The organism is Mycobacterium cookii, assembly GCF_010727945.1.
Taxonomy (GTDB): Bacteria; Actinomycetota; Actinomycetes; order Mycobacteriales; family Mycobacteriaceae; genus Mycobacterium; species Mycobacterium cookii.
Genome location: NZ_AP022569.1, coordinates 2,260,717 through 2,278,484, shown reverse-complemented (window position 1 = coordinate 2,278,484; position 17,768 = coordinate 2,260,717). Strand labels below are relative to the sequence as shown.

The window sequence follows — 17,768 nt, the reverse complement described above, 5'->3', positions numbered from 1 at the left end:
TTACGCGTCCTTGACGAAGCACGGCCGAAATTTGACGATCTCGTAACCCATACAATGGCGGCATCATGACCGCACCGGGGCCGGATTGCGTAGTTACCCCGATCGCGGGGTTGGTGGAGTTGGCGCTGCGGACGCCGACGCTCCAGCAGCTCGTCGACCTTTCCGCAGCTCAACCCGATGATTTGACGTTGGTCGGGCCGGCCAGCGCGCGGCTGTTCGTCACCTGCGCGTTGGCCCGGCGGGGCCCGTTGCTGGTGGTCACCGCCACCGGCCGCGAAGCCGACGACCTCACCGCGGAGCTGCGCGGTGTCTACGGCGACGCCGTAGGGATGTTCCCGTCCTGGGAGACGCTGCCGCACGAACGGCTGTCACCTGGTGTCGACACCGTCGGCGCACGAATGATGTTGCTGCGCAGGCTTGCCCATCCGGACGACACCCGGCTGGGCCCGCCGCTGCAGGTGGTGGTCACCGCGGTGCGCTCGTTGTTGCAGCCGATGGTGTCCGGGTTGGGCCGGCTGGAGCCGCTCACTATGACCGTCGGCGACGAGATGGTCTTCGAAGACGTCATCTCGAGACTGGTCGAGCTCGCCTACACCCGGGTGGACATGGTCGGCCGACGGGGCGAATTCGCAGTACGCGGCGGCATTCTCGACGTCTTCGCACCGACCGCCGAGCACCCGGTGCGCGTCGAGTTCTGGGGCGACGAGGTCAGCGAGATGCGGATGTTCGCGGTCGCCGACCAGCGTTCGATCCCGGAAATCAGCATCGACACCGTGATCGCGGTCGCCTGTCGCGAAGTGTTGCTGACCGACGACGTGCGGGCGCGGGCCGCCGAACTGGCCGGACACCAGCCGCCGGCCGAACACGGCGTCACCGGCGGCGTCGGCGACATGCTGGCCAAGCTGGCCGAAGGTATCCCGGTCGACGGCATGGAGGCCCTGCTGCCGGTGCTGCGGCCCGACGGTGTGGCGTTGCTGACCGATCAACTGGCGGAGGGCACGCCGGTGCTGGTCTGCGACCCGGAAAAGGTCCGCACCCGCGCGGCCGACCTGATCAAGACCGGCCGCGAATTTCTCGACGCGTCGTGGTCGGTGGCGGCGGTCGGCGGCGATTCGCCCATCGACGTCGAGCAACTCGGCGGCTCGGGTTTCCGTGAACTCGACGAGGTCCAGGCCGCCGCGCGGCAATCCGGTCACCCGTGGTGGACGCTGAGCCAGCTGTCCGACGAGTCGGCGATCGAGTTGGACATCCGGACCGCGCCGTCAGCCCGCGGCCACCAGCGCGACATCGACGAACTCTTCGCGATGCTGCGCGCGCACGTGTCGACCGGCGGGGTCGCCGCCGTGGTCGCGCCCGGTACCGGAACCGCGCACCGCGTCGTCGAGCAGCTGGCCGAATCCGAGACTCCCGCAACGATGTTGGAGCCGGGAGCGGAGCCCCGACCGGGAGTGGTCGGTGTGCTCAAAGGCCCGCTGCACGCCGGGGTGGTGTTCCCGGGTGCCGGGCTGGTGATCGTCACCGAGACCGATCTGACCGGCAACCGGATGGCCGCTTCCGAAGGCAGGCGCCTTGCCGCCAAACGTCGCAACACCGTCGACCCGCTGGCGCTGACCGCGGGTGACCTGGTGGTGCACGACCAGCACGGCATCGGGCGGTTCGTCGAGATGACCGAGCGCACCGTCGGCGGTGCGCGGCGCGAGTATCTGGTGCTGGAGTACGCGTCGAGCAAACGTGGCCAGAACCAGACCGACAAGCTCTACGTGCCGATGGATTCCCTGGATCAGCTGTCGCGCTACGTCGGTGGCCAGGCGCCCGCGCTGAGCAGGCTCGGCGGCAGCGACTGGACCAACACGAAAACCAAGGCCCGCAAAGCGGTCCGGGAGATCGCGGGCGAACTGGTGTCGCTGTACGCCAAGCGGCAGGCGAGCGCGGGCCACGCGTTCGGTCCGGACACTCCGTGGCAGGCCGAAATGGAAGATGCGTTCGGCTTCACCGAAACGGTGGACCAGCTGACCGCGATCACCGAGGTCAAGTCGGACATGGAGAAGCCGGTGCCGATGGACCGGGTGATCTGCGGCGACGTCGGCTACGGCAAGACCGAGATCGCGGTGCGGGCGGCGTTCAAGGCCGTGCAGGACGGCAAGCAGGTCGCGGTGCTGGTGCCGACCACCTTGCTCGCCGACCAGCATCTGCAGACTTTCACCGCGCGGATGGCCGGCTTTCCGGTCCGGATCAAGGGCCTGTCCCGGTTCACCGAGGCGACCGAATCCCGCGCCGTGCTCGACGGTATGGCCGACGGCACCGTCGACATCGTGATCGGCACGCATCGGTTGCTGCAGACCGGGGTGCGATGGAAGGACCTCGGGCTGGTGGTCGTCGACGAGGAGCAACGCTTCGGCGTCGAGCACAAGGAACACATCAAGTCGCTGCGCACCCACGTCGACGTGTTGACGATGAGCGCCACCCCGATTCCCCGCACGCTGGAGATGAGCCTGGCCGGGATCCGGGAGATGTCGACGATCCTGACCCCGCCCGAAGAGCGCTACCCGGTGCTCACCTACGTCGGCCCGCAGGACGACAAGCAGGTCGCCGCGGCCCTGCGCCGGGAACTGCTGCGCGACGGGCAGGTCTTCTACGTGCACAACCGGGTCAGCTCGATCGACGCGGCGGCGGCGCGGGTGCGCGAGCTGGTGCCCGAGGCCAAAGTCGCTGTCGCACACGGCCAGATGCACGAAGAGCTGCTGGAGACCACCGTCGAAGGATTCTGGAACCGTGAGTTCGACATTCTGGTCTGCACCACGATCGTCGAAACAGGCCTGGACATCTCCAACGCCAACACGCTGATCGTCGAGCGTGCCGACACCTTCGGGCTGTCGCAGCTGCACCAGCTGCGCGGGCGGGTCGGCCGCAGCCGGGAACGCGGCTATGCCTACTTCATGTATCCACAGCACGTGCCGCTGACCGAGACCGCCTACGACCGCCTCGCCACGATCGCGCAGAACAATGAGCTGGGCGCTGGAATGGCCGTTGCCATGAAAGACCTCGAGATCCGCGGCGCGGGCAACGTGCTCGGCGTCGAGCAGTCCGGGCACGTCGCCGGCGTCGGCTTCGACCTCTACGTCCGTCTGGTCGGCGAGGCGGTCGAGGCGTACCGAGCGGCGGCCGACGGGCAGACCGTCGTCAGCGCCGAAGAGCCCAAAGACGTCCGCATCGATCTGCCGGTCGACGCGCACCTGCCGCCCGATTACATTCCCAGCGACCGGCTACGGCTGGAGGGCTATCGGCGGCTGGCGGCCGCAGCCGACGACGCGGCCGTCGATGCCGCGGTCGAAGAGCTGACCGACCGCTACGGCGCGTTGCCGGAGACCGCCGAGCGGCTGATCGCCGTCGCGCGGCTGCGGCTACTGTGCCGGGCGGCCGGCATCACCGAAGTGTCGGCGCCGTCGGAGGCCACGGTGCGACTGGCACCGATGACGCTGCCCGACTCCGCTCAGGTGCGCCTGGCGCGGATGTATCCGGGTGCGCGTTACCGCGCCACCACCTCGACGGTGCTGGTTCCGATTCCGCGCGCCGGCGGTGTCGGCGCACCCCGAATTCGTGACCTCGAGTTGGTGCGAATGGTGGCTGATCTGGTGTCGGCGCTGGATGCTAAGCAAGGAGAACAGACGGCGAGGAGGGGCTCTTGACCGTCATTTTGGTCGACCCGCGGCGCCCGTCGCTGGTTCCGGTCGAAGCGATCGAGTTGCTCACCGGTGAGGTGCAGTACACCGAGGAGATGCCCGTCGCGGTGCCCTGGTCGCTGCCGGCGGCGCGCTCGGCGCACACCGGCGAGGATGCTCCGGTGCTGCTGTCCTCGGACCCCGACCATCCATCGGTCACCGCGCGACTGGCCGCCGGGGAGCGCCTGATAGCCGCGCCCGGCCAGCAACCCGGGGAGCGCCTGGTCGACGCCGTCGCGATGATGGACAAACTGCGAACCGCGGGCCCATGGGAGAGCGAGCAGACACACGATTCGCTGCGCAGGTTTTTGCTCGAGGAGACTTACGAGCTGTTCGACGCGGTGCACAGCGGCGACGCCGATGCCTTGCGGGACGAGCTCGGCGACGTCCTGCTGCAGGTGCTGTTCCACGCCCGGATCGCCGAAGATGCACCGCAACATCCGTTCACCATCGACGACGTCGCCGACGCGCTGCTGCGAAAGCTGGGCAACCGGGCTCCGGGAGTTCTTGCCGGCGAATCGATTTCACTCGACGACCAGCTCGCCCAGTGGGAAGAGCGCAAGGCGCTGGAGAAGCCCCGCACCTCGGTGATGGACGACGTGCCCACCGGCCAGCCCGCTTTGGCATTGGCGCAGAAGGTGATCCAGCGTGTCACTCGGGCCGGTCTCCCCATCGATCTGATTCCGGGCGAACTCACGTCGATCACCGTGACAGCTGAGATCGATGCCGAGAACTCCTTGCGCACAGCCGTTTTGGAATTCATGGACACCGTCCGCGGCGTCGAGAAGGCGATCACCGTCGAGCGACGGGCAGGTGACATCGCCGCAGACTTGGAGATCGCCCCGGCCGGTGCGATCAGAGAGCAGGAGTGGCGCGAACACTGGCCGGCGGTGGACGCCGACGACGAGGTGGCCGGTGAAGCCGGGGTTTCAGACGTCGGATCCGCGGAATGACGGTGATGTCCGACACGCCCGGGGCGCGTCCAGACCAGGGCTGAATACCGCCCCGGCGCTGATCATCGCTGCTGGATAGCCCCCATATCGCCGACATCGGCCGCCCGGGTGGCGGTGACCTGCTCGATTCGCGTGGGACCATGGTCGAGGAATCGTGTTTTAGGGGTGTTTGAAGTGTCGGCGGTCCGTTGGCTGCGCACGTTGGCCGTCTTAGGCGCAACGGCGCTGCTGTTGGCATCCAGCTGCAGCTGGCAGCTGGGCCCCTTCATTCCCAAAGGGGTTCCGCCACCACCGGGCGCCGCGGTCCCGCCGGTCGACACCCACGCCAAGGGACGACCCGCTGACCAGCTGCACGAGTGGGCGGCCGCTCATTCCGCCGCCCTGAAAATTCCGGTGACCGCGCTCGAGGCCTACGGCTACGCGGCCCGGGTCGCCGAGGTGGAGAACCCCAACTGCCACATCGCGTGGACGACGCTGGCCGGCATCGGTCAGGTCGAAAGCCATCACGGCACTTACCACCACGCGATCCTGTCTCCCAACGGCGACGTGCGTCCGCCGATCAGAGGTGTGGTGCTGGACGGCACCAACGGCACCATGCGCATCATCGACAGCGATCCGGGTGCCATGGGCAGCGAGTCGGACACCGTTCGGGCGATGGGACCGATGCAGTTCATTCCGGAGACCTGGCGGGAATACGGGGTGGACGCCAACAACGACAACAAGGCCGACGTCGACAACATTGACGACGCCGCGCTGTCGGCCGCGGGATACCTGTGTTGGCGAGGCAAGGATCTCGCCACACCACGGGGCTGGATAACGGCGCTGTGGGCCTACAACGACTCCGACGAATATGCTCGCGCCGTTCGTGACTGGGCCACCGCGTACGCGGCGGGACACCCCCTCTGACGCGCAGGCCTTAGGCTACTGGTTGCAGTGACGGACGACGCAAGGAGAACCAGTGCCGATTATCGAGCAGGTCGGGGCCCGCGAGATCCTCGATTCGCGCGGCAACCCCACGGTCGAGGTCGAGGTGGCCCTGATCGACGGGACGTTTGCCCGGGCCGCGGTGCCCTCCGGCGCGTCGACCGGTGAGCACGAGGCCGTCGAGCTGCGCGACGGCGGCGATCGGTACGGCGGTAAGGGCGTCAAGAAGGCCGTACAGGCCGTGCTCGACGAAATCGCTCCGGCCGTGATCGGGCTCAACGCCGACGACCAGCGGCTGATCGATCAGGCCCTGCTGGACCTCGACGGCACCCCGGACAAGTCCAGGCTGGGCGCCAACGCCATCCTCGGCGTCTCACTGGCGGTGGCCAAGTCCGCCGCCGACTCGGCCGAGCTGCCGCTGTTCCGCTATCTGGGCGGCCCGAACGCGCACATCCTGCCGGTGCCGATGATGAACATCCTCAACGGCGGCGCACACGCCGACACCGGCGTCGACATCCAGGAGTTCATGGTGGCCCCGATCGGGGCGCCCAGCTTCTACGAGGCGCTGCGCTGGGGCGCCGAGGTCTACCACGCGCTGAAGGCGGCGCTGAAAAAGCAGGGCCTGTCCACCGGACTGGGTGACGAAGGCGGATTCGCCCCCGACGTGCCGGGGACCAGGGCCGCGCTCGACGTGATCAGCCAGGCGATCGAATCGGCGGGATTCAAGCTCGGTGCCGAGGTGGCGCTGGCGCTCGACGCCGCGGCCACCGAGTTCTACACCGACGGAACGGGTTACGCGTTCGAGAAGCAGAATCGCAGCGCCGATCAGATGACGCAGTTCTACGCTGAGCTGCTCGACTCGTACCCACTGGTGTCGATCGAAGATCCACTCGCCGAAGATGATTGGGACGGGTGGGTGGCCTTGACGACAGCTATCGGCGACCGGGTGCAGATTGTCGGCGACGACCTGTTCGTGACCAATCCCGAACGCCTCGAAGACGGCATCGAGAAGGGTGCCGCAAATGCGTTGCTGGTCAAGGTCAACCAGATCGGCACGCTGACCGAGACGCTCGACGCGGTGTCGCTGGCGCACCACAGCGGATACCGGACGATGATGAGCCACCGCAGCGGTGAGACCGAGGACACCACGATCGCCGACCTGGCGGTCGCGGTCGGCAGCGGGCAGATCAAGACCGGTGCGCCGGCGCGCAGCGAACGCGTCGCGAAGTACAACCAGCTGCTGCGGATCGAAGAAGCCCTCGGCGACGCCGCGCGCTATGCCGGCGATCTGGCATTCCCCCGATACGCGCCGTAAACCGGATAGCCCCTAGCCCCGATGCCCGAATCCAAACGGCCAGAACCGAAGCGGCGCTCACCGGCCTCACGGCCGGGCCGAGGCGGCGATTCGGTTGCCGGGCGGCCGCGCAAGTCCGCGGGGGCCCGTCGCGCGCCCGGTACGGCGCGGGCCGCGCCGGAAGTCATCGAACCGATCAAGCAGGCGCTTGCGGAATCGGCCGAGCAGCGGTCCGACCAGCGACTCGGCCTGACCGCGCGGCGGGCGGCGATCCTGGCCGCCGTTGTCTGCGTGCTGACGCTGACCATCGCGGGCCCGGTCCGGACCTACTTCGCGCAGCGCACCGAGATGAAGCAGCTGGCCGCCTCCGAAGCCGCGCTGCGTGGTCAGATCACCGACCTCGAACAGCAGAAGGTCAAACTCGCCGACCCCGCATATATCGCGGCGCAAGCCCGCGAACGCCTTGGCTTCGTGAGGCCGGGGGAGATTCCGTATCAGATTCAACTGCCGCCGAATGCGGCGCTGCCCGCCGAGCCGGGGTCGACGCCGACCGCGGCGACCACGAACGACCCGTGGTACACGTCGCTGTGGCACACCATCGCCGACAACCCGCACGGGCCTCCAACGCCACCCGCATCCGATGCGCCGCCGCCACCGGTGCCTGGCCCGCCGGCTCGGCAGCCTAGTCCGGGGCCGCCGCCCGGTGGTTGACCGTGCTGACCTCGACGCGGTGGCCCGCCAGCTCGGTCGCGAGCCGCGAGGAGTATTGGAAGTCGCCTACCGGTGTCCCAACGGCGAACCCGGCGTCGTCCGAACAGCGCCGAAACTGCCTGACGGAACGCCGTTTCCGACGTTGTACTACCTGACTCATCCGGCGCTGACGGCCGGCGCCAGCAGACTGGAGTCGACCGGCATGATGCGGGAGATGACCGAGCGGCTGCACCGCGAACCCGAACTGTCCGCCGCGTATCGGCGAGCTCACGAATCGTATCTGGCCGAGCGCAACGCGATCGAACCGTTGGGCACCAACGTCTCCGCGGGCGGGATGCCTGATCGGGTCAAGTGTCTGCACGTGCTGATCGCGCATTCGCTGGCCGCAGGACCGGGAACGAATCCCTTCGGCGATGAGGCGCTGGCGGTGCTGGCCGCCGAGCCGGCGATGGCCGGAATCCTGACGCCGGGGGAGTGGATTTGAACGCGCGCGTCGCCGCAATTGACTGCGGCACCAACTCGATTCGGCTTCTGATCGCCGAGGAGGTCGACGGACGGCTGCACGATGTGCATCGCGAGATGCGCATCGTCCGACTCGGCCAGGGCGTCGACGCCACGGGCCAGTTCGCGCTGGAGGCGTTGCAGCGCACCCGTTCTGCGTTGGTGGATTACGCCGCGCTTTGCAGCTCCCACGGTGTCGGCCGGATACGCATGGTCGCGACCTCGGCCACCCGCGACGCCGCCAACCGCGACGTCTTTTTCGCGATGACCGCCGACGTGCTCGGCCACGTGGTCGAGGGCGCGATCGCCGAGGTGATCACCGGAGTGGAAGAGGCCGAGCTGTCCTTCCACGGGGCGGTCAACGAATTGGACTCCGCCGCGGGACCTTTCGTCATCGTCGATCTGGGCGGCGGGTCGACCGAGGTGGTGCTGGGCACCGACACCGTCACCGCGAGCTTCTCGGCCGACATCGGCTGCGTGCGGCTGACCGAACGCTGCCTGCATTCCGATCCGCCGACAGCCGCCGAGGTGGCCGCCGCCCGTGAGCTCGTTCGCGAGCGGCTCGGCGAGGCGCTGCGGGTGGTTCCGGTGGAGCAGGCCCGCACCTGGGTCGGGGTGGCCGGAACGATGACGACGGTCGCGGCACTTGCACAGGGCATGACGGCCTATGACTCTGCGGCCATCCATCTCCTCCGGGTCGGCAGCGAGCGGCTGCTGGAAGTCTGTGACGGTCTGATCGGGATGAGCCGGGCTGCGCGGGCCGCACTGGGGCCGATGCACGAGGGCCGGGTGGACGTGATCGGGGGCGGGGCGATTGTGATCGAGGAACTGGCGTTCGCGCTACGCGACCGGGCCGGCATCGACGCGCTGACCGTCAGTGAGCACGACATCCTGGACGGCATCGCGCTCTCGATCGCCGACGGTTAGCTCACGGTCGGTGCCGGACCGAGATTTCCAGCAGACGCTGCTTCTGCTCGTCGTATTCGCGTTCGCTCAGCAGGCCTTCGTCTCGCCGTCGGGCGATCTCGCGGATGGCGGCGGCCACCCCGGTGACCACCGTCCGGGGTGCCGGCGACGCCTCGACGTCGTCCGCGCCTGCTGTGCCGCGATTCGTCAGGCGGGGGTCGGTCACCGCCTTGCCGCTGTTCTGGCCGGCAGCCGGGTTGCCGGCCATGGCCTGCCCGGCCATACCCGCCAAGCCCAGCTGGCTGGACATGTTCGGCGGAGGCGCTTCCAGCGGTGTCGCCGCGGCGATGGCACTGGAATTGGCGATCGGGGAAACCTTTGCGACAGAGCGTATCTCCGGCGCGGCGACGGTCCAGTTGGACGGCACCGACAACGCCCCGATGGTGTCGGCCTGCCCGATGCTGGCCGACAGGCTCGGCGCCGCCGACCCGAGCGGGCCCGGATTGGTGACGATCGCCGGGAATTCCTCGGCGGGTGTCACGCCGGTGCCCGGCCAGTCGTCGACGCCTGCCCAGCCGCTGATGGTGTCGTCCGTGCGGGTACTGGTGATGCTGCTTATGTAGGCGGGAACAATGTCGACCGGACCCGACAGCGCATCCATCGGGATGATCAGGAACAAGGTCGCCAAGTCGGTTGGCGCACTGAGGAATACGCTGATCAGGTCGGCCAGCGTCGTCAGCGGGCTAGTCGCGGCCGGCGTGGTGGCACCCGAAACCGCTTGCGAAGCAGCCGATACGGTGCTCTGCGCGGTGCCCGCTGTCGAGCTGCCGGCCTGGCTCACCGCGGCGGCTTGGCCGCCGGCGGCGCCCGGGTCGGTGTTCTGATCCGGCGAGGTGAACGGTGTCAACACACTTGCCGTGGCGGAGGAAGTGGCGTAGACGTACATTGCGACCGCGTCCTGGGCCCACATCTCCCCGTACTGGGCCTCGGTCGCTGCGATCGCCGCGGTGTTCTGGCCGAAGAAGTTCGTCGCCACCAGGGTCATCAGCAAGCTGCGATTGGCCGCGATCACCGGCGGCGGCACCGTCGAGGCGAACGCTGCCTCGTAGCCGGCGGCTGCGGCTTTGGCCTGGGCCGCGGTTTGTTCGGCCTGCGCTGCAGTGGTGCTGAGCCAGGTCACGTAGGTTGCGGCCGCCGTCGACATCGACGCTGCCGACGGCCCAGACCAGGGCCCGCCGGTCAGCTCCGACGTCACCGACTGATACGAACCGGCCGCGGTGTACAGCTCATCGGCGAGCGCATCCCAGGCTTGTGCAGCGGCCAGCATCGGCCCCGATCCGGGTCCGGCGTACATCCGACCAGAGTTGATCTCCGGTGGATAAAGCCCGAAATCCATTGCTGCATATCCCCTTGCAGATAACTGGCGCGCTCGGTGAGGGCGGTATGTGGTCAGCGCCCGAGCAGGCGGTTCTTCTGTTCGGTGTATTCCTCGTCGGTCAGAATTCCCTCGTCACGCAGCTTGGCGAATTCGCGTAGCTCCGCGGCGACTCCGGTCACCACGGCGCGCGGTGTGGTTGGCTCGGCGTCACCGTCGGTCGCGGCAGGGGCACCGGCACGGCCGGTGCCTGCCGGGCGAGCCGCAGCCGGAGCGCCGGCGCCTTTGCCGCCGCCGGCGCTCAGCGTGCCGCCGATCGCACGTCCGGCCATGCTCGCCACGGCCATGTCGGCGAACACGCCGCTCGAGCCGGCTTCGCTGACTTCCGCGGCGGCCATCGCGGGCGCTGCGGTGTTCGGCGGCAGCGCGGGCAACGTCATCGCGACCGGGCGGACGGCGGGCGTGGCGATGGTCCACGTCGGTGGCACCGACAACGCCCCGACGGTGTTGGCCTCGCCGAGGTTCGCCGACAACGCTGCCGGTTCGATTGGGCCGGTGATTCTTGCGGGGAAGGCTGTGGGTGGCTGATATCCATCTCCCGGCCAGGCATCTTGACCTGCCCAGCCGCTGACGATCTTGTCGGTGTGCAGACCGGTTCCGGCCCCGACGATGTCCAGCGGCAGCGCCGTCACACCGACCACACCGAACGGGATGTCGGCGCCGAAGGTGGCGACAGCCGCGGGCGCATCGAGAAAAATGGCGATCAAGTTGCTCAATGTGCTCAGCGGGTCGGAGGCCGCGGGCGTGGCAGCTGCCGGCGCCGCGGTGGACAGGCTCTGCAAGGCGTTGGGCACCCCGGAGAAGGCCTGCTGAATCGACGAGACAGTGCTTTGCACATTGCCCGCCGACGAGCCGGTCGCGTTGCTGACCGCCGCGGCCTGGCCGGCCTCGCCGCCGGGGTTGGTGTTCTGCTGGGGCGGGGTGAACGGCGACAGCGACGTCGCGGCCGCCGACGACGCCGCGTAGCCGTACATCGCCGCGGCGTCCTGGGCCCACATCTCGGCGTACTGCGCCTCGTTGACCGCGATCGCCTGGGTATTGCGGCCGAACACGTTCGTCGCCACCAGCCTGGTCAATTGAGCGCGGTTGGTGGCGACCGTCTGCGGCGGCACCGTGGCGGTGAACGCCGACTGGTAGGCGCTGACGGCGGCTTTGGCCTGAGCCGCCGATTGTTCGGCCTGAGTGGCGGTAGTGCTCAGCCACGCGGCATAGGACGACGCCGCCGCGGCCATCGACGCCGACGACGGCCCCGACCACGATCCGCTGGTCAGACCGGAGACCACCGATCGATATGAGTTGGCCGCCGATTGCAGTTCGGCGGCCAGACTTTGCCAGGCTTCGGCGGCGGCGACCAACGGTCCCGATCCAGGACCGGTATACATTCGGCTGGAGTTGATCTCAGGCGGCAGAACCCCGTAGTCCATCGCTATGCAACTCCTCTAGTTCACCGCGATCGGGCAGGGCCTGTCGGGAGTGCCTTTCTTCCCGACTCGGGTTTGCGTGGTGGCCGGTATTGGCTCACGCCCTGTTGTGGTCACGCGACTGGCTATCGGGTGAATGCTGGCAGGCGTTACGGCCGTTGTCGCTTGCCGGTCCGGCGCGTCGGAGCGTGGAGTCGGCCTGCCTGCGCAGATCGTGCGCGGCGGAGTTGACGATCGGTGCCGTCGACAGGCGGGCTCAACACTCCCCGAAAGCATCGCGATCCCCTTCCGAAAATGGTCGAGTCGGCCACCCAATTTCGCGCGCTTATTTGTTGCCCAGATCACCCACCTGCAGAGCGTCTCGGCAGGTAGGCGACCTCATTATGAGCGATTAACGGGAGGCATACAAATCTATAACGCACCCTAAACAGCAATTTCGAGCGCAGCTCATGCTGATTTCTCAGGATCGCCACCCGAATTTCTCAGGTTCAGCGATTTGGTGGACACCCGCATGAGTCGGACCTCGATATTGCTACCGCACCGACCCCCTCGTCGATTTCGTCGATCGAGCGTATCGGCGGTGGCTGTGGAGTTGCTGTGGGTGCACCCGATCGACGGGGCTCAGCCCGCCCGCATTTCCCGCGCGACCTCGACCTGATGTTCGCCGGCGACGGGTTCCTTGGGCGGTAACCCTCGGCGCAGCATGTCCAGCAGCTCCCGGTGCGGGCCGACGAGGTAGACGGTGTCGCCGGCACACAGCCGCGCGTCGCGTTGCGGATGGAGCTGAATCTCGGCGTCCGCTCGGGTGACCGCGATGACCCGGGTGTTGGTCTCCACGTCGAGCAGTTGCTGCCCGTCGAGCTCGCTGCCCTGGGCGACGCACATCGCACCGATCATGAAGGAGCTCTGCCGGATCGAGAACGTGCCGAGCACGTCGAGACCCATCGCAGCCCCGACGAACCACGGCGCTGCGAGCGCGACGGTGGAGCGGACGTTCTCGAAACCGAATCGCTGTGCGACCGCAAAGCTGAGCGCGCGGTCGTACACCCGGAGCACCACCGAAACGTCGGCGCGTCGGCTGATCTTCGGCACCACTCGCGGTCCGAGCAGCTCGGCCAGCACGATCCCGGTCTCGATGTTGATCATGTCGTCGCGGGTCAGCACCGCCACGGCGCGGGCGCGGTCGACGCGCGCCAAGAGCAGAGTCTGCACCAGCGTCGCGTCGCCGAAAATCACCGGCACGTCGAGCTCCTGCGCCGCGGACAAGAACCGGTTGTCCTCGTTGATCTCGATGACCGCGACGTCGTATCCGGCCGCGACCAGATCGGTGACCACGCGCATCCCGAGTGCACTGAGTCCGACGACGATCACGTGGTTGCGCAGATGGCGCACCCGTGGGCGGGCGGCCGCGAAGACGAACCGACGCGACAGCAGCACGTCGGCAATGAAGGCCACCAGCAGGGCAATGGTCGTCGCGCCGCCGAACATCAGACCTGCGGAGAACAGCCGCAGCCACGTCTCCTGGTGGGCGAAGCTGAAGTCACCGTATCCCGTCGTCGTGATGGTCTCGATGGTGAAGTACAACGCGTCCACCCAGGTCATCCGCGGGTGCCGGTAGTTGTAGTGCAACAGCAGCATGGAGATGATGATCAGCGTCGAGGCTGCTGCCAATGCCGGATAGAACGCCGGGTTGAAGTCGTTGACGACGGTGCGCAGCGCGTCGAAGAATCGCCGGACCCGGGCTCGGCGTGACCGGGTGGCGACGGGACGGCGGGTCCTGATCCCGTGCTGAGCCGATTCCTCGGCGGTGCCGATCAGGACGGCTCGGTCGCCGGTGCGCACCTGCTGCTCCCGGCTGGGGCAGACGTCCATCTCGCCGGGCGTCGGCGAGTCGGGCCCGTGAATCACCGCGACCGGGGTGAGCTCGCCGAAGATCTCGCGAAGGGTCGCATCCTGGGGTGCCTCGGTGCCCGCGACCACAAACTGGATACCGGCCGCCTCGAACGGATGCGTCGGCTGCGCCAGACACGCTTCGACGACCGAAGACGCGGTCAACTCGGCGACATCCAGGATCGCGCCCGGCCCGTTGTCGGTGGCGACCGCCATCCGCAACACGTCGTTGGAGATGCGGGCGACAACGCGCACAGTGGGGTTGGCTCTTCTTGCCAGCAAAGCGATTTCGAGGTTCGCGGCATCATCGTCGCCGGCGCAGATGACGGCCTGCGCCTTGGACACCTCGGCGCGGCCGAGCTCCCGCGCGACCCCGGTGAAGTCGCTGCTACCCAGTCTGACCACGCTCGCGCCAGCGCTTTTCAACTCTCCGATGATTGTGGTGGCCAATGCATCGTCACCGCTGACAATGATGTGCTGATGCATGCTCTCGTCCGCCACTGAAGGTTATCTGCTCGCGATCGAGTCCGAGACTCCGCGCGGGTGGGCACCCGCTTTGCCGATGCCGTTAGGTTTAGAGGCTACACCACGGCCTGATCGCACTGGGCTTCTACGCTTAATTTTGCTGCCACGGAAAGCTACTCGTTACATCGCCGTTGTTACCCTGACTTCCCGACGCAGTAAGAATCATTGAGAAACTCTCTTGCGCACCGGCTTTCGAGCGGTCATTGCTCGAATCGATAGCCCATGCCCGCTTCGGTCAGCAGATGGTGGGGATGTGACGGGTCGTCTTCGAGCTTGCGGCGCAACTGCGCGAGAAAGACACGCAGATAATGAGTTTCCTTCGCGTACTTCGGTCCCCAGACCTCTTTGAGCAAGTCCTCGCGGCTGACCAGCTTGCCGCGGTTGCGCACCAGCATCTCCAGCATCCCCCACTCGGTCGGGGTCAGATGAACCTCCGCGCCGTTCTTGATCACCCTTTTCGCCGCGAGATCGACGAGAAACGACTTGGTCTCCACGACGGGGTTGTCCGCGCCGGTGGCCACCGTGGCCCGTCGCACCGCGGCACGCAACCGCGCCAGCAGCTCGTCCATGCCGAACGGCTTCGTCATGTAGTCGTCGGCGCCGGCGTCGAGCGCTTCGACCTTGTCGGATGAATCCGTGCGCGCCGACAGCACGATCACCGGCGCCGTCAGCCAGCCGCGCAGACCTGCCAGCACTTCGATACCGGGTATGTCGGGCATGCCCAAATCCAGGATCACCGCCTGCGGCGGGTGCTCGGCGGCGGCCGCCAATGCGCGCGACCCGGTGGCGGCGGTGATCACTTCGTAGCCGCGCACCGACAAGTTGATGCGCAGCGCACGCAGCAGTTGGGGATCGTCATCGACCACGAGCACGCGATTCATGGGCGCCGCTCCTCGTCATCACCACGCCCGTGGTCCGGCGCGGCCAGGTCGACGACAATGGTCAGGCCGCCGCCGGGGGTGTCGCTCGCCGTGACGGTGCCGTCCATCGCCTCGACGAAACCCTTGGCCACCGACAGGCCGAGGCCCAGGCCGGTCGTGGTGTCGAAATCACCGAGCCGCTGGAAGGGCTGGAACATCTGTTCGGCGGCACCTTTGGATACTCCCGGTCCTTCGTCGACGACGTTGATCAGCACCCGCGAGCCGACCTGACCCGCGTTGATCCGCACGACGCTGCCCGGCGCGTAGCGCAGCGCGTTGTCGATGAGGTTGGACAGCACCCGTTCCAGCAAGCCGGCGTCGCCCATCGCGATCGTTCCGCCGACCTCGACCTTGACCCGGTCCAGATTGCCCCGGCCGAACATCGTGCTGCGCCCGCCGATGCCGACGAGTGCGCGTTGCACCACCTCTTCGAGATAGACCTCGGTCAGCTCGGGTTTGACCACGCCGGCGGCCAGCCGTGACGAGTCCAGCAGGTTGGCCACCAGCAGCGTGAGCTGATCGAGTGACTCTTCCACGGTGGCAAGCAGCTCGCTGGTGTCCTCCGGCGAGAACCACACGTCTTCGGCCCGCAGGCTGGACACCGCGGCCTTGGCGGCGGTCAACGGAGTCCGTAGATCGTGGCCGAGCGCGGAGAGCAACAGGCGGCGCAGCTCGTCGGCTTCGGCAAGCGATTGCACCTTGCTGGCCTCTTGGGCGAGCTCACCGCGTTTGACCAAACCCGCGGCCTGCGTCGCGACCACCGACAGCACCCTGCGGTCGCGGCCGGTCAAGCCGCGACCGGACATCAGCAACCAGAATTCCTCGTCGCCGACCTTGACCGCGGTGTCCGCGGAATCGACCTTCGTGCAAGGATTTACGCCCACTCCCGCGACCACCTCGGGGTGGCCGTCGACGTCGCGCACGAGGCATACCGCGCGCTGCGAATAGGCTTCCCGCACCCGCTCCAGCAGCGTGTTGAGATCGGCGCCACGCAACACCGACGCGGCGAACAGCGACAGCAGCTCGGCCTCCTGGCCCGCCCGCCTCGCCTCGCGGGCCCGGCTGGCCGCCGCATCCACCAGGACGGCGATCCCCATCGCGACCCCGAGCAGGATCACGATGGTCAAGGCGTTACTCGGGCTGGCGACGGCGAAGGAATTGCGCGGCTCGGTGTGGAAATACACCAGCAGCGCACCCGATAACAGCCCCGCCAGCACGGCAGGAGCGACACCACCGAACAGCGCGACGGCGATCACGCCGGCGAAGAAGATGGCGGTCTTGCCGCCTACGTCGAGCGTCGGGTCCAGCCAACGCGACGTGATCGCCAGGATGGCCCACGGCAGCGTGAGCGCCGCCAGCCATGACACCACCTGGCGAGCACGCGGCGAGATCGACGAGAACGGCAAGCCGCGGTTGGCCTGCTCGTGGGTGACCATGTGGACGTCGATCTTGCCGGAGTTGTTGATGGTGGCCGCGCCGATTCCCTCACTGAACACGCTCGCCCACCTCGACCGCCGCGAGCTGCCGAGTACCAACTGGGTGGCATTGGTTTCGCGGGCGAAGTCGAGCAGCGCAGTCGGCACCTCGTCACCGACTACGACGTGCACCGAGGCGCCCAGGCTGGCCGCGAGTTCGCGGACCTTGCCCATTTCGCGCGGGGATGCGCCAGACAGCCCGTCGCCCCGCGCCACGTGCACCACCATGAGTTGTGCACTGGACTTCGATGCGATGCGAGACGCCCGGCGCACCAGCGTTTCCGACTCCGGACCGCCGGTGACCGCGACGACGACTCGTTCGCGCGCCTCCCAGGTGTCGGTGATGTTCTTGTCGGCGCGGTATTTCGCCAACGCCGCATCGACCTGGTCGGCGAGCCAGAGCAGTGCGATCTCGCGCAGTGCCGTGAGGTTGCCGGTGCGGAAGTAATTGGTCAGCGCCGCGTCGATGCGTTCCGACGGATAGACGTTGCCGTGTGCGAGCCTGCGCCGCAACGCTTCCGGCGTGATGTCGACCAACTCGATTTGAGCCGCTTTCCGGACGATTTCGTCGGGCACGGTCTCGCGCTGCTCGACGCCGGTGATCTGGGCGACGACGTCGTTGAGGCTCTCCAGGTGCTGGATGTTCAGGGTCGAGATCACCGTGATCCCGGCGTCGAGCAGCGTTTCGATGTCCTGCCAACGCTTCTCGTTGGTGCTGCCCGGAATGTTGCTGTGCGCGTATTCGTCGACCAGCGCCACTTCCGGTTTACGCCGCAGCACCGCCTCGATGTCGAGCTCCGGGAACATCGTTCCGCGGTAGGAGATGTAGTGCGGCGGAATGACTTCGATGCCCTTGATCAGCTCGCCGACTTTCTTGCGGCCGTGGCTCTCTACCACCGCCGCGACGACGTCGGTACCACGCTCCAGCCTGCGATGCGCCTCACCGAGCATGGCGCAGGTTTTGCCGACGCCCGGAGCCGCACCGAGGTAGATGCGCAGATCACCGCGGCGCTGCACCCGGTGGGCCAGCGGATCGTCGGCGCGTGCTGCCGTTTCTTCGGTCGAGGTCACATGGACATCATCCACCGGAGAGT

General features: G+C 67.6%; 12 protein-coding genes. 7 read left to right on the top strand and 5 right to left on the bottom strand.

Features of this window, described 5'->3' with window-relative positions; genetic code table 11:
* Nucleotides 1–65 precede the first annotated feature (65 nt).
* The 7 genes from mfd to G6N27_RS10595 all read left to right on the top strand — a co-directional run bounded on the left by mfd (nt 66) and on the right by G6N27_RS10595 (nt 9,029).
* Nucleotides 66–3,686, top strand: a complete 3,621-nt coding sequence (gene mfd / locus G6N27_RS10625; protein ID WP_163776302.1) for a transcription-repair coupling factor — start codon at nt 66–68, stop codon at nt 3,684–3,686.
* Complete coding sequence (locus G6N27_RS10620) at nt 3,683–4,672, top strand: nucleoside triphosphate pyrophosphohydrolase (protein WP_163776301.1); 990 nt, start codon at nt 3,683–3,685, stop codon at nt 4,670–4,672. Before mfd ends, G6N27_RS10620 begins: the two co-directional genes overlap by 4 nt.
* A 174-nt stretch (nt 4,673–4,846) precedes the next feature.
* Nucleotides 4,847–5,578, top strand: coding sequence for a lytic transglycosylase domain-containing protein (locus G6N27_RS10615; protein ID WP_163781623.1), 732 nt, complete (start codon nt 4,847–4,849; stop codon nt 5,576–5,578).
* A 52-nt stretch (nt 5,579–5,630) separates the two neighbouring features.
* A complete protein-coding gene (eno, locus tag G6N27_RS10610) occupies nt 5,631–6,911 on the top strand; it encodes a phosphopyruvate hydratase (RefSeq protein WP_163776300.1) in 1,281 nt (426 codons plus the stop codon).
* A gap of 21 nt (nt 6,912–6,932) precedes the next feature.
* Nucleotides 6,933–7,601: an FtsB family cell division protein gene (locus G6N27_RS10605; protein WP_163776299.1), complete on the top strand. Its 669-nt coding sequence runs from the start codon at nt 6,933–6,935 to the stop codon at nt 7,599–7,601.
* Nucleotides 7,594–8,085 carry a DUF501 domain-containing protein gene (locus tag G6N27_RS10600; RefSeq protein WP_179963371.1) on the top strand — a complete coding sequence of 164 codons (492 nt, stop codon included), beginning with the start codon at nt 7,594–7,596 and terminating at the stop codon, nt 8,083–8,085. The genes G6N27_RS10605 and G6N27_RS10600 overlap by 8 nt, the downstream gene beginning before the upstream one ends.
* The gene (locus G6N27_RS10595) at nt 8,082–9,029 is read left to right on the top strand and encodes a Ppx/GppA phosphatase family protein (RefSeq protein ID WP_232064940.1); all 948 of its coding nucleotides are present in this window, start codon (nt 8,082–8,084) and stop codon (nt 9,027–9,029) included. Before G6N27_RS10600 ends, G6N27_RS10595 begins: the two co-directional genes overlap by 4 nt.
* Nucleotide 9,030: 1 nt before the next feature.
* Here G6N27_RS10595 and G6N27_RS10590 read toward each other — a convergent pair whose 3' ends face one another.
* From G6N27_RS10590 to G6N27_RS10570, 5 genes are all read right to left on the bottom strand, one after another.
* Entirely contained in the window at nt 9,031–10,404 is a 1,374-nt protein-coding gene (locus tag G6N27_RS10590) for a PPE family protein, SVP subgroup (protein WP_163776296.1), read from the bottom strand.
* Between the two features lie 53 nt (nt 10,405–10,457).
* A complete protein-coding gene (locus G6N27_RS10585; RefSeq protein ID WP_163776295.1) occupies nt 10,458–11,867 on the bottom strand; it encodes a PPE domain-containing protein in 1,410 nt (469 codons plus the stop codon).
* Nucleotides 11,868–12,485: 618 nt separating this feature from the next.
* Nucleotides 12,486–14,240, bottom strand: a complete 1,755-nt coding sequence (locus G6N27_RS10580; protein ID WP_163776294.1) for an NAD-binding protein — start codon at nt 14,238–14,240, stop codon at nt 12,486–12,488.
* Between the two features lie 239 nt (nt 14,241–14,479).
* Nucleotides 14,480–15,160: a response regulator gene (locus G6N27_RS10575; RefSeq protein ID WP_163776293.1), complete on the bottom strand. Its 681-nt coding sequence runs from the start codon at nt 15,158–15,160 to the stop codon at nt 14,480–14,482.
* Nucleotides 15,157–17,745, bottom strand: coding sequence for a sensor histidine kinase (locus G6N27_RS10570; protein WP_232064939.1), 2,589 nt, complete (start codon nt 17,743–17,745; stop codon nt 15,157–15,159). Before G6N27_RS10570 ends, G6N27_RS10575 begins: the two co-directional genes overlap by 4 nt.
* Nucleotides 17,746–17,768: the final 23 nt, after the last annotated feature.

Coding starts and splice junctions, on each gene's coding strand:
- G6N27_RS10580 (WP_163776294.1), bottom strand. CDS start 14,240: ATGCATCAGCACATCATTGTCAGCGGTGACGATGCATTGGCCACCACA.
- G6N27_RS10590 (WP_163776296.1), bottom strand. CDS start 10,404: ATGGATTTCGGGCTTTATCCACCGGAGATCAACTCTGGTCGGATGTAC.
- G6N27_RS10605 (WP_163776299.1), top strand. CDS start 6,933: ATGCCCGAATCCAAACGGCCAGAACCGAAGCGGCGCTCACCGGCCTCA.
- G6N27_RS10585 (WP_163776295.1), bottom strand. CDS start 11,867: ATGGACTACGGGGTTCTGCCGCCTGAGATCAACTCCAGCCGAATGTAT.
- G6N27_RS10575 (WP_163776293.1), bottom strand. CDS start 15,160: ATGAATCGCGTGCTCGTGGTCGATGACGATCCCCAACTGCTGCGTGCG.
- mfd (WP_163776302.1), top strand. CDS start 66: ATGACCGCACCGGGGCCGGATTGCGTAGTTACCCCGATCGCGGGGTTG.